This is a genomic window from Ralstonia sp. 1B3 (assembly GCF_036631435.1).
Genome location: NZ_JAPNUG010000023.1, coordinates 1 through 12,888, shown reverse-complemented (window position 1 = coordinate 12,888; position 12,888 = coordinate 1). Strand labels below are relative to the sequence as shown.

The 12,888-nt window shown below is 66.2% G+C and carries 5 protein-coding genes and 7 pseudogenes; 7 read left to right on the top strand and 5 right to left on the bottom strand.

The window, feature by feature from the left end:
• Positions 1-26: 26 nt before the first annotated feature.
• The 4 genes and pseudogenes from OWR21_RS06325 to OWR21_RS06310 all read left to right on the top strand — a co-directional run bounded on the left by OWR21_RS06325 (position 27) and on the right by OWR21_RS06310 (position 4,409).
• Positions 27-1,539, top strand: a pseudogene (locus OWR21_RS06325) (metallophosphoesterase).
• A gap of 70 nt (positions 1,540-1,609) precedes the next feature.
• The gene (locus OWR21_RS06320) at positions 1,610-2,866 is read left to right on the top strand and encodes a cytochrome-c peroxidase (protein WP_332394817.1); all 1,257 of its coding nucleotides are present in this window, start codon (positions 1,610-1,612) and stop codon (positions 2,864-2,866) included.
• Between the two features lie 91 nt (positions 2,867-2,957).
• On the top strand, positions 2,958-3,410 hold the full coding sequence (locus tag OWR21_RS06315; RefSeq protein ID WP_332394807.1) for a DUF192 domain-containing protein: 453 nt from the start codon (positions 2,958-2,960) through the stop codon (positions 3,408-3,410).
• A 35-nt stretch (positions 3,411-3,445) separates the two neighbouring features.
• Positions 3,446-4,409, top strand: a pseudogene (locus tag OWR21_RS06310) (MBL fold metallo-hydrolase).
• Here the strand turns inward: OWR21_RS06310 and OWR21_RS06305 are convergent.
• The 3 genes and pseudogenes from OWR21_RS06305 to OWR21_RS06295 form a co-directional block, all read right to left on the bottom strand.
• Positions 4,406-4,873 carry an MliC family protein gene (locus tag OWR21_RS06305; RefSeq protein ID WP_316889884.1) on the bottom strand — a complete coding sequence of 156 codons (468 nt, stop codon included), beginning with the start codon at positions 4,871-4,873 and terminating at the stop codon, positions 4,406-4,408. The pseudogene OWR21_RS06310 and the gene OWR21_RS06305 overlap by 4 nt on opposite strands.
• Before the next feature lie 35 nt (positions 4,874-4,908).
• Positions 4,909-5,869, bottom strand: a pseudogene (locus OWR21_RS06300) (LysR family transcriptional regulator).
• Between the two features lie 63 nt (positions 5,870-5,932).
• A pseudogene (locus OWR21_RS06295) lies at positions 5,933-6,840 on the bottom strand (LysR family transcriptional regulator).
• Positions 6,841-6,913: 73 nt separating this feature from the next.
• Here OWR21_RS06295 and OWR21_RS06290 point away from each other — a divergent pair.
• Positions 6,914-8,470 carry an MFS transporter gene (locus OWR21_RS06290; RefSeq protein WP_332394806.1) on the top strand — a complete coding sequence of 519 codons (1,557 nt, stop codon included), beginning with the start codon at positions 6,914-6,916 and terminating at the stop codon, positions 8,468-8,470.
• A gap of 9 nt (positions 8,471-8,479) precedes the next feature.
• Here OWR21_RS06290 and OWR21_RS06285 read toward each other — a convergent pair.
• A pseudogene (locus tag OWR21_RS06285) lies at positions 8,480-8,885 on the bottom strand (DoxX family protein).
• Between the two features lie 34 nt (positions 8,886-8,919).
• Positions 8,920-9,804 carry a LysR family transcriptional regulator gene (locus OWR21_RS06280; protein ID WP_332394805.1) on the bottom strand — a complete coding sequence of 295 codons (885 nt, stop codon included), beginning with the start codon at positions 9,802-9,804 and terminating at the stop codon, positions 8,920-8,922.
• 233 nt (positions 9,805-10,037) lie between these two features.
• On the opposite strand from OWR21_RS06280, the pseudogene OWR21_RS12590 reads away from it, so the two are divergent.
• A pseudogene (locus tag OWR21_RS12590) lies at positions 10,038-11,546 on the top strand (gamma-glutamyltransferase family protein).
• A 110-nt stretch (positions 11,547-11,656) separates the two neighbouring features.
• Positions 11,657-12,888, top strand: a pseudogene (locus OWR21_RS06260) (MFS transporter); the annotation flags it as partial.

Below are 12,888 nucleotides of genomic sequence, written 5' to 3'. Positions count from 1 at the left end.
TCACAACAAGAAACAGGGATGGCGCAATGGAATTCCGATCGATGTTCGCTCCGGTGCGACGAAAACGCACCGTGTTCACGATGCTCTCTCTTGCCGCGCTGGCCGCTGCTGCAGTAATTGCAGGCTGCGGTGGCTCGTCGTCCGATTCGACGCCGGTGTCGACGGCCACGCCGTCGGATGCGGCCACGGCTGACGCCAACATCCAGGCCGCGTGGGTGGAGATCGGCGACAGCAACCAGGCTGTCGTGCGCGCCGTCACGAGCTATACGAACAGCGCCTCGCCCGTCGACAGCTCGGTCTGCCCGCTGCTGACGGTGGACGGCACCTCCACGCGCATGACGCTGCGTGTGGCGGCCGGCACGCCGGCGCAGCGCACCACGGCCAGCGCCGCCAGCGATTCGAAAGCCTCGTCGTTCCCCGTGAATGCCTGCGAAGCCACCGTGGCCTCCACGGCCAAGGCCGCGTCGATCGGCTCGCGCGTGCTGCCGCTGCCCAAGGCCAACCCGCAGCGCGTGGTGATCCTGGCGGACACCGGCTGCCGCATGAAGAAGTCGAGCAACACGTTCCAGTCGTGTAACGACCCGCTGTCGTGGCCGTTTGCGAGCGCTGCCGCCACGGCCGCCAAGATGAACCCGGACCTCGTCCTTCACGTGGGCGACTACCACTACCGCGAAAACGCCTGCCCGCCCGACGTGGCCGGCTGCCAGGGCAGCCCCTGGGGATACGGCTGGGATACGTGGCAGGCCGACCTGTTCCAGCCCGCCGCCCCGCTCATGGCTGCGGCTCCGTGGGTGCTGGTGCGCGGCAACCACGAGGAATGCGCGCGCGCCGGCCAGGGCTGGTACCGTTTCCTGGATCCGCGTCCGTATTCGGCCGACCGCTCGTGCGACAACCCGGCCAACGACACGGCAGCCAACGCCTCGGACCCGTACGCCGTCGCGATCGGCAGCGATACGCAAGTCATCGTGTTCGATTCGGCCAAGGCCGGCACGACGGCGTTGGCGACGACCGACCCGTGGTTCCAGACCTACCAGAAGCAGTTCAGCACGGTGGGCACGCTGGCCGCCAAGCCGGGCGTGATGTCGATCTTTACCAACCACCACCCGATCCTGGGCTTCGTGCCCATCGCGGGCAGCACGCCACTGGGCGGCAATGCGGCGCTGCTGTCGGTCATGAACAGCCTGAACGCCACGGCGTATTACCCGCCGGGCGTGCAGGTCGCGCTGCATGGCCACGTGCATGACTTCCAGGCCATCAACTTCACGAGCAACCATCCGGCGACCATCGTTGCGGGCAACGCCGGCGATTCGCTCGACGTGGCGCTGCCCGATCCGTTCCCGGCCATCAGCCCGGCTTCGGGCGTGACGGTGGGCAGCATCTCGCACAACAACTCGTTCGGCTTCATGGTGATGGACCGCCAGCCCGCCCGCCAAGGGCTGGCTGTTCAAGGCCTACACCGTGGCCGGCAAGCTGCTGACGACGTGCACGCAGAACGGCACGAGCCTGGTGTGCGACAAGACCGGCTTCGTCGCACCTTGAAGCGCCTGAGCATTGCGCTTGGGTCGCCGCTGCGCTCATCCCGGGCGTGGCGGCGGCCGAATCGTTCGGCATGACGCCCAGGCTGGACGCCGTGCCGCCGCCTGCCGAGTCGACCGCGTTCAAGCCGGACCCGAACCTCGTCGCGCTCGGCAAGCGGGTGTTTTTCGATCCGCGCCTGTCGGAGCCGCAAGGCACCTCGTGCGCGGCGTGCCATGACCCCGGGCGCGCGTTCGCGCCCACGCTGAAGGGCGAGGCGCTGCGCATTGGTGTGCCGGCAGGCAGCCGCCCCGGGCACGTGGCGGCACGCAACGCGCCGTCGCTGCTGTATCTGCGCTACATCCCGCATCGCTATTTCTTCCAGGACGACGACGCGAGCTTCCCGTCGCCGTTTGGCGGCTTCTTTGCCGATGGCCGTGCCGACTCCATCCCCGAGCAGATCCGCGGCCCGCTGTTCAATCCTGACGAGATGGGCAACCGTTCGGCGCGCGAGCTGCAGCGCAAGGTGGCCGGCACAGACCTCGGCCAGGCGCTGACGAAGCAGTTCGGCGCCGACGCAGTGCGTGAGCCCGAACGCCCTCGTCGGCGCGTTGGGCAAGCGCTTGAGGCGTATTTCCAGAGCGACGAATTGGCGCCGTTCACCTCACGCTTTGACGATTTCCTGCGCAAGCGCACGCCGCTTTCGCCCGCAGAGATGCGCGGCCTCGCCCTCTTCCGCAATCCGGACAAAGGCAACTGCGCGTCGTGCCATCTGATGGTGGAATCGTCGTCACGCCCCGAGCGCTCGCTGTTCACGGATTTCGGCTACGACGCCATCGCCGTGCCGCGCAACCCGCTGCTGCCCGCCAACAAGGACGCACGCCACTTCGATGTCGGCCTGTGCCAGACCGCCCGCACGCTCAAATGGCCGGAGCCCGATCAGTGGTGCGGCTACTTCCGCACTGCGGGCCTGCGCAACGTGGCGGTGCGCCAGACGTTCATGCACAACGGCGTGTTCCGCACCCTGCGCGACACGGTGGCCTTCTATGCCACACGCTCGACCGACCCCGCGCAGTGGTACCCCGGCGGCAAGCGTTTCAACGACGTGCCCGCCAAATACCAGGGCAACATCAACGTGAATGCCGTGCCGATGAACCGCCGGCCCGGCGCCACGCCCGCGCTGACGGAAGACGAGATCGACGACATCGTTGCATTCCTGCGCACGCTCACCGATGCACGTTACGTGGCGTTGATGCCCGATCCGGCGGCGGACAAGGCGCGCTCTGCGCATGCGCCCAAGGCGGCCGCACAGACAATCGCTATCGGCCGGCAAGCCACCAATACGCGGTAACAACTTCGTCGCCCTGGCTAGCGGCTGTCTGATTGACGGCGGCTGGCCGAGTGCCGATCATGGAGCGTTTCTTTTCCGACCCGTTCGCGCCATGACCACCCTGTCCCGCCTCTTTGCCGCTCTGTCGCTGGCCGTTGCCGCCACCGGAGCGCTTGCCCAGACTCCGACTGCCCCGAATACCGGCCTGCTCGTGGTCGACCTGACCATCGGCATGTACAAGGTCAAGGCCGAGGTGGCGGCCACCCCGCAAACGCGTGAGACCGGCCTGATGTTCCGCAAGACCATGCCCGATACCGCGGGCATGCTGTTCGTGTTCGATGAATCCGCGGGCCACTGCTTCTGGATGAAGAACACCGACCTGCCGCTGTCCATCGCGTTCATCACCGACGACGGCACCATCTCAGACATTGCCGAGATGAAGCCGCAGACCGAAGACAACCACTGCCCCACCAAGGCCGGCAGCTATGCGCTGGAAATGAACAAGGGCTGGTTTGCACGCAAGGGCATCAAGCCCGGCATGAAGGTAGGCGGGCTGCCGCGCTGAAGCGCACGCATATACAACAGAGAGGAGACCGCCGCATGCACGCTTTCGACAACAACCGTCGCCGCTGGATGCGGCAGGCCGGCGCGCTGGCCGTGGGTGCGGGCGCGGCGTCGGCAGGTTTGCCGCTGGGCACCTTGGCCGCCGATGCGCCCAAGAAGGGCACGCGGTTGATCCTGCTCGGCACGGCAGGCGGGCCGACGCCCAAGAAGAACCGCTCGGCGCCGGCACAGGTGATCGTCATCAACGGCGTGTCGTACGTGGTCGACTGCGGCAACGGTGTCGCACGCCAGTACGTGACGGCGGGCCTGAAGCTCAAGGACATCCGCCACGTCTTCCTCACGCATCAGCACTCCGACCACAACGCCGATTACGGCACGCTGATGCTGCTCGCGTGGGCCACCGACCTGACCGGCCCCGTCGACGCCTGGGGCCGCCCCGCTGGCCGCGATGACGACCAAGTTCCTCGAGCTGTACGACTACGACATCCGCACCCGCATTGCCGACGAAGGCCGCCCGCCGCTGGCGCCGATGCTGCATCCGCACGAGCTGACCGAAGGCGGCCTTGTCATGCAGGATGCCAACGTGAAGGTGACGAGCGCGCTGGTCAAGCATCCGCCGGTGTCGCCGGCATTTGCGTTTCGCTTCGATTCAGCAGACCGCTCGATCGTCATTTCCGGCGATACGGCACCGAGCGAAAACCTCGTGCGCCTGGCATACGGCGCCGACGTGCTCGTCCATGAGGTGATGCACCTGCCGTCGCTCGACAAGCTGCTGTCCACCGAGCCCAACGCCAAGACGCTGCGCGAGCATCTGCTGGCGAGCCACACGTCCACCGAAGAGGTCGGCCGCATCGCTACCGAGGCCAAGGTGAAGACGCTGGTGCTGTCGCACTTCGTGCCCGGCGGCTATCCGTTCCTTGAAGATTCAGTCTGGCTCGATGCCGTGCGCCCGCACTTCAAGGGCGAGACCATCGTCGGGCACGATCTGCAGGAAATCTAAGGCCGGCCGCTGGTGGCTTCGCTGCAATCGCGGTAGAGCTGATTGCGGCTGCCGGGCTGGGTCTCGTCGGCAAGGAAGCCGGTGGCGCCCTTCGTCCACCAAACATACTGGCCCGACGCATAGCGCGCCCCCGAAGCGGCCATCACGTTGGCAAACACCAACGTCTTGCCGTTGAGTGTCATGACGGCCAGCGGTGTGTCGCCCACCGTCATGTATTTCACGAGCAGCGTCTTGCCGCCTTCGCACGTGTAACGCACGTCGTGCGGGTCCTTGATCGGCAACGCCGAATACGCGCGCGCCTGGTCGATTGCCTTGTTGAGCCCCGCCTTGGCAAAGTCGAGCGCGGTGTTCAGATCGTCGGACGACATGCCGGGCACCGGCGATTGCTGGGCGGTTGCGACGCCGCTGAAGGCGCCGGCGCCCATCGCCAGGCCGAACATCACTGCAGTTGCAAAACGACGCATGGATCCGTCTCCTGAAAATGGTCAGCGCAAGTCGGTTAGTCCGCCGCGTCGCTGTCAGGTTCGGTGGGCTTGAGCACAAACGCGGTCGGCTCGACGCGCTGCGGGAGTTCGTCCGACAGCGCACGGGCGGCCTCCGCAAAGCACTGCACCAAGCTATCGGCCAACGACGACGGCGCATGATGCTCGGCACGCATGGCGCGCACATCGAATGTCTGCGCCGGCTCCAGCGCGAACAGCGCGATGCGCTCCATGCTGCCGGTGGCAGCCGTGAACTGATCAAGCATCGTCACGCCGAGCGATTCCTCCACCAGCGAACGCGCCAGCGAATACGTCTGCACTTCCAGCGTCGACTGCGGCGCCAGCCCGCCGCGCGCCAGCGTCTGCCCAACCAGCGAGCCGAGTGAAATCTGGTCTTCCAATCCGATGAAGGGCTTTTCGGCAACGAGCTTGTGCAGCGCGCGGCCGTCGGTCTTGCCGCCCACCCAGGCGCGCGGCGCGGCCAGGTGCGGCCCTGCGCGACCGGCGTGGTGCTGATAGCCGGATGCACGGGCGGCGCAAAGGCGAAGCCGACGTCGATATCCTGCGAGAGCAACCCCTGCACGATCTCGGCCGTGTGATGCGTGAACACGCGCACCAGCGTATCGGGATGGCGCTGCGAGAAACGCCGCACGGCAGGCGCCAGGATGCTCGGGGCCAAGCTGGGCGTTGCCGCCACGCGCAAGCGCCCGGCGCCCTTGTGACGCAGATTGGCCGACACGCGCCGCACGCGCTCGACCTCCTGGTACAGCCGCTCGACTTCGCTGAACAGCTCGAACGCCTCGGCGGTGGGCTGCAGGCGGCCTTGGTGCGGTCGAACAGGCGGAAGCCGAGTTGCAGTTCGGTGTGCTGCAGCACACGCGTCACCACGGGCTGCGACACGTTCAGCATGCGCGCTGCCTCGCTGACCGTCCCGACCAGCATCACGGCGCGGAAGACTTCAATCTGGCGCAGACGCATGGCCGCCGGTCCTCACAATCCGAATAGGAAGCGCCGATTGTGACATCCGGCGCCGGTCTTCGGCTAGGCGGCGGCCGGTGTGGCGGAAGCGCCCTCTGCTTCCAGCGCATCCAGAAACACGCGCACCTTGCGCGGCACCAGCTTGCGAGCCGGCATCAGCGCGTAGACGCGCAGCGCGGTCAGTTCGAAGTCGGGCAGCACGCGTATGAGCCGGCCGGCAGCGACTTCCGTATCGCCCACGGAGCGCGCCATGCGTGCCACGCCCAGGCCACGCACGGCGGCGCGGGCGCGCATTTCGGCGTTCAGCGTCTGCAGGCGCGGCTGGATCGGGACTTCGATCGGCTCGGCCGTGGGCTCGCCGACGGGGCGGAAGGCCCAACTCGCGTCGTCGGGGCCCGAAAGGCAGGGCCAGCCGGCGAGGTCTGCTGGCGTCTTGAGCGGGGGCGTTCCGCCAGCAAGGTCGGCGACGCATACAGACCGCGCGGGATCAGCACCACGCGGCGCGCCACGAGCGATGAATCCGGCAGCATCTGATCGACCATCACGAAGACGATGTCGTAGCCGCTGGCGAGCAGGTCGGGCTGCTCCCACGAGATGTGCACCTGGATCTGGAGATGCGGATATTTCTCAAGCGTGCGGCACACCGGTTCGGTCAGGTGCTGTGCACCGACTTCGTACGGCGCGGCGATGCGCAACGTGCCGGCCACGGTCTCGCTGGCTGCGGTCGTGTCTGCATGCACTGCGCGCAGGCGCTCGAACAGGGGCGCGATGTCGTCGTAGAACTGCGAGCCCGCTTCGGTCAGACGCAACTGGCGCGTGGTGCGCGTCATGAGCCGCACGCCGAGTGCAGCTTCCAGCCGTGATACGGCGGCGCTGGCGGTCGATTTGGGAATGCCCAGCGCCTCGGCGGCGGCGGTGAAGCTGCCGGCTTCCACCACGCGGCAGAAGGTTTCCCAGTCGTTCCACTCCATTGTTCGCATGACTGGACAGTGTTCCTAGAGTTGGCCGTTTATCCGGCTGGCGGGCAAGTTTATGCTCGGGCACATGTCGCTGCAAATCCTCAAACCCGCGTCGCTGCGGGCGTTTCCACACTTTTCTTCGGCGCGGGTCCACGCTTTTGGGCTGGCGCTGGGTCTCTCCACAGGCCTCGATTTCGTCTCGTCGCAGATGTTCGCCGTGGCGGGCCAGCACATCCAGGGCGGTGTGCATGCGAGCCCCGAGGCGTATCTGTACGCCGTGACAGCGTATGCCGTGGCGGCGGTGGTCGCCAACCTCGCCATTGGCCGCATTGCGGCGCACGTGGGCTACCGGATGTATTCGCTGGTGGGCATCGTGCTGTTCGCCATCGGCTGCCTGGTGTGTGCGCAATCCAACAATATCGGCGAACTCGTCATCGGGCGGACCATCCAGGGCCTGGGCGCGGGCGGGCTGTTCTCGGCGTCGCGGATCCTGGTGCAGCTCACAACGGAGCCCGACGAGCGCATTCCGCCGATGCTGATGTTCAGCGTCGGCCTGTTCGGACTGACCACCATTGCGCCGTGGATCTGCGCCGAGGTGCTGGAGTACAGCGAATGGCGCGTGATTTTCTGGATCGAACTGGCGCTGGCCGGCGTCGCGTGGGTGGCGATGTTCTTCCTGCCGCCGGAACGTCATCAGCCGCGCACACGCGCCGCGCGCCGCCCCGATGAAGCGCCGCCCGAAGAGAGTCAGTGGGACTGGGTGGGCGTGGGCGCCATGGCCATCGGCGCGCTGTCGTTCCTGATGGGCCTGTCGGAGCTGCGCTACAGCCGGCTGACGGCCTCGCCTGTGATTCCGCTGTTGCTGCTGGGCGGTACGGCTTCGCTGCTGCTGGCCATCCACCGCCTGCGCACGCACCCCGACCCGTGGCTCGATCTCTCCCGCCTGAACGGCCGCCGCTACCTATGGGGCATCGGCTTTTACGGCGTCTATTACCTGATGAGCGGGTATTGGTCGTACCTGTTTCCGGCGGTGTCGCAAGGCGGCCTGGGCTTTACGTTCCGCACGACCACGCTGTTCCTGATGATCAGCGGGGCGGTCTCGACCGTGGTGGCCGTGGTCATGACGGTCTGGCTGCCGTTCTTCTTCCGCAAGCGTCGCTTTATCGCCATCGGTTTTGCCGTGTATGCGGCAGCGGCGCTGTTGCTGGCGACGAGCCTGATGCCGGGTGCGCCAGACTACGCGTTCTTCCCCGTGTCGACGCTGGAAGGCATCACGCCGGGCGCGGTCATGATCCAGGTGGCGATGATGACCTACCTCGATCTGGACCGGGAAGATTTTGCGCACGGCTACCAGATGAAGAACATCGCGCGCCAGTTTGCGACGGCGGTTGGTACAGGCTTGGCGGCTGTGTCGTTGCAGACGCAGCAGGCGGAATCGCGCTCGCTCATCGTGGCGCATGTCACGCGGTTCACAGCAGACCTGCAGGCCGCCAGCCCGCTCACGCCGGAACGGCTGGCGAGCCTGTCTGCTGAAATTGATCGCCAGGCAACGCTGCTGGCCGGCACGCAGCTCTTCAGCTGGTTTGCGGTGGCATGCGGCGTGTTTGCCGTCTTGGTAGTGGTGCAGCGGTCGTTGCGTTAAACGTGCGCACTACGACTTCTGCACCGCGTATTTGGGTCCCACCGCAGCCAACAGAAACAGCCCGCCCATGATGCTCAGGTTCTTGTAGAACTGGATCTTGTTGGCGGCCTCCATGGCGCCTTCCATATCCCAGTAGGAATGGGCGATGAACGACGTGCCGAGCACGAACAGCGCCATCAGCAGCGCCAGCGGCCGCGTCCACAGGCCGATCAGCAAGGCGATGCCCACACAAACTCCATGACAACGGCCACCGCCGCGGCCACCATCGGCAGGGTGCGCCCGTACTGGCCATGTAGCCGACCGTGCCCTGAAAGCCCGTCAGCTTGCCCCAGCCCGACATCACAAACAGCACCATCAGCAGAATCCGGGCAAGCAGGATCAATTCGTCCCGCCAGCGTTGAATGAATGCGTCCATCGCGGCCTCCAGAGCCAGCCTTGGTGCAATCAGTCTAGGCGCTGGAATTGCCAAGTGTGGTTTCGAGCGCATCGAGTACCGCCTGGATCACACCGTGCCGCACATGCTCTTTTCGCTCGATCATGCCGACCGTGCGGACCGGCGTGTGCGGCGGCATGGGCAGCACCCGCAGGGCGGGATCGCTCTCCCAGCTTGCACGGCGCAGGCGCGGCACCAGCGTGACCCCGACCTGCTGGCGCACCAGCTCGACAATCGCCTCGATTGAATTGACTTCGATGAACTCGTTGACCGCCATGTGCGTCTTGCGCAGGGCCCGGTCGATGAGCGCGCCGGTGCGCACCGCGCGGTCGAAGCGCAGGAACGGATGGGTGCGCAGTACCTCTTCCGCACGACCGCGCGTGTGGCGGCCCGCCACCACGACCAGCGTTTCGGTATAGAGCGGATGCCACGCGAGGTTGGCAGGCAGACGCTCCAAGTGCTCGACCACCAGCGCCCCATCCAGCTCGCCCGCCTCCACCTGCTCCGCCAGTTCGCCCGATTTGCCGGTGATGAGTTTGACGTCCAGCCCCTTGTGCACCTGCTTGAGCCCCGCCACCGCATGCGCGAGCGACCCCATCACCGACACCACCGCGCCGATCGCCACCGCGCCGGACAGCTCCGTCTGCGGTTCATCGCCGATGCGCATGGCGTCGTACAGGCCCAGCAGGTGCTCGGCTTGCGGCAACAGCGCGCGGCCGTGCGCATTCAGCGTGACGGTGCGGCCGGACCGGTCGAACAGGTCACGGCGCAGTTCGTTTTCCAGCGCGCGCATCTGCAGGCTCACCGCGGCCTGCGTCAGCGCCACGCGCTCCGCCGCGGCGGCAAACGAGCCATGACGGGCCACGGCGACAAAGGTGCGGAGAAAGCGGACGGTACTCACGGCAAGGCGCAGCTAACTTTCAAGTTTTTCTTAAGCAATATCCAATGAATTTTAACTTTATTAAATCCAGCGCACCGCAAATAATCGTTCGTCAACCCTTCCCGTTTATCACCGCCTGAGCCCCATGTCCCACCGCTTCGATTGGCAGAACCCCTATCCGACCGTCCGCATTCCGCTGTTTGCGCGCAACGTTGTGTACCTCGCACCCGCTCGCCGCGCAGGCGGGCCTGCGCATGCTGCTCGCAGGCGGCACTGCCGTGGATGCGGCCATCGCGGCGGCAGCCATGCTGACCGTGGTGGAACCCGTCTCGTGCGGCCTGGGTAGCGATGCATTCGCAATCCTCTGGGACGGCAAGGAACTGCACGGCCTGAACGCCTCCGGCACCGCCCGCAGGCTTGGAACCTCGATTACTTCCGCAAGAAATACGGCGAAGACGCCAACGGCAACCCCAAGCGCCCCACGCGCGGCTGGGACGCGGTAACCGTGCCCGGCGCCATCTCCGCATGGGCTGCGTTGCACGAGCGCTTCGGCAAGCTGCCGTTTGCCGACGTGCTGGAACCTGCCGCCGAGATTGCCGAGCGCGGCCACCATCGCGCCCATCGTCGCGCACAAATGGGCGGCGGCCATTCCCGAGCTGCACAACAGCCCGGCTACGCGCAGGCCTTCATGCCGCACGGCCGCGCGCCGGAAGTGGGCGAAAAATTCAAGCTGCCCGACGCAGCCGCCACGCTCGCCGCCTCGGCCAGACCAATGGCCGAGATTTCTACGAAGGGGAACTCGCTGAACGCATCGCCGCCTATTCGCGCGAATGCGGCGGCGGCATGACCGCACAAGACCTGCGCGACTACCGTCCCGAATGGGTCAAGCCGATCACCAAGCGCTACCGCGGCTACGACCTCCACGAGATTCCGCCGAACGGCCAGGGCATCGCCGCGCTCATCGCCCTGGGCATTCTGGACCGCTTCGATCTTGGCGGCCTGCCGGTCGACTCCGCCGATTCGCAGCATCTGCAGATTGAAGCGATGAAGCTGGCGTTGCCGATCTCTACAAATACGTGGCCGACCCGCGCTCGATGGAAGTCACGCCAGAGCAGATGCTCGACGACGCGTACCTCGATGCACGCGCCAAGCTCATCGACATGGGCGCGCAGATGCCGACCTTCGGCATGCCGCGCGCCGGCGGCACGGTGTACCTGACGGCGGCGGACGAGAACGGCATGATGGTCTCGTTTATCCAGTCCAACTACATGGGCTTCGGTTCGGGCGTGGTGGTGCCCGGCACCGGCATCAGCCTGCAGAACCGCGGCTTCGGTTTTTCGATGGACGCGCGTTCAGCCAACGTGGTGGAAGGCGGCAAGCGACCATTCCACACCATCATTCCGGCGTTCCTGACCAAGGACGGCCAGCCGCAGATGAGCTTCGGCGTGATGGGCGGCGACATGCAGCCGCAAGGCCACCTGCAGACGCTCGTGCGCATGCTCGATTACAAGCAGCAGCCCCAGGCCGCGTGCGACGCACCGCGCTGGAAGGTCAACCGCGATTTCACGCTGGACGTGGAAGGCACGATGAACGCCAAGACCGTCGCTGCACTGGAAGCACGCGGCCACAAGCTCGAATCGGTGGCCGATCCGTACATGGATTTCGGCTCCGGCCAGTTCATCTGGCGCCTGTCGGACGACGCCGACCACGGCTACGTGGCCGCCAGCGACAGCCGCCGCGACGGCCACGCGGTGGGCTTTTAAGAAAGCTCCGCCGCACCAGCGCGCTGACCCGTCGGACCGGGCAGGCAACGCGCTGCAGTTCCCATAAAAACGATCCCGGCCGGCACCAAAGGAACCCTCATCATGACCGCCCCTCTGCGGCAGGCACTGCTGCGCCTCGGCCCGCAACAACGAGTGCAGCGCACGCACGCCGCATCGTCATTTCGTCGTCGATCGGCAATGCGCTGGAGTGGTACGACTTTCTCGTCTACGGCTTCTTCGCGTCGGTCATCGGCAAGCTGTTCTTTCCGGCCGATGACGAATGGGTGTCGCTGCTGTTTGCGGTGGGCAGCTTTGGCGTGTCGTTCATCACGCGGCCGGTCGGCGCGATCGTGCTGGGCATGTATGCCGACAGAAAGGGGCGCAAGGCGGCACTCACGTTGTCGATCCTGCTGATGATCGTCGGCACGCTGGCGATTGCCGTGATGCCGAGCTATCAGCAGATCGGTATCGTCGCACCCGTCACCATCCTGCTCGCACGGCTGGTGCAGGGTTTTGCGGTGGGCGGTGAATTCGGCAGCGCGACCGCCTTCATGGTCGAGCACAGCACGCGCGGGCGCGGCTACTACGCCAGCTGGCAATTACAGCCAGGGCATTGCGACCATTCTGGCGGCCGGGCTGGGGGCGCTGCTCACGGCATCGCTCACGCCGGCCGATCTGGAAGGCTGGGGCTGGCGGTTGCCGTTCGTCTTCGGCTTGCTGGTCGGCCCGGTGGGTTTCTACATCCGCCGCCATCTGGACGAGACGCCCGAGTTCGTCGCCGAGCAGAAGAAGACGACGGTCGATCCGCAAGCGTCGTTCAAAGCGCAGTGGACGAACCTGCTGCTGGCGGTGGGCGTGGTGGCGCAGTCCACCGTGTCGGTGTACGTGCTGCAGCTCTACATGCCGACGTATGCCGTCAAGCAGCTGCATCTGCCGGCCGCCCAGTCGTTCGCGGTGGTGGTGCTCAATGGCGGGCTGCAGTTTCTGCTATCGCCCGTGATGGGCGCGCTGTCCGATCGCATCGGCCGCATCCGCATCATGCTCACCACGTCGGTGCTGATGATCCTGCTGATCTATCCGATGTTTGCGCTGTTGCGCGCGTACCCGACCATCGGTGCGCTGCTGGCGCTGCAAGCCGTGTCGGGCATCTTCAAGGCCGCGCATTCGGGCCCGATGCCGGCGCTGATGTCGGAGATATTCCCCACGCGCGTGCGCTCGACCGGGCTGTCGCTCGGCTACAGCCTCGGCGTCACGCTGTTTGGCGTGTTCGCGCCGTTCATCGTCACATGGCTCATTCACACGACGGGGGATACGCTGGCACCGAGCTACTACGTGCTGACGG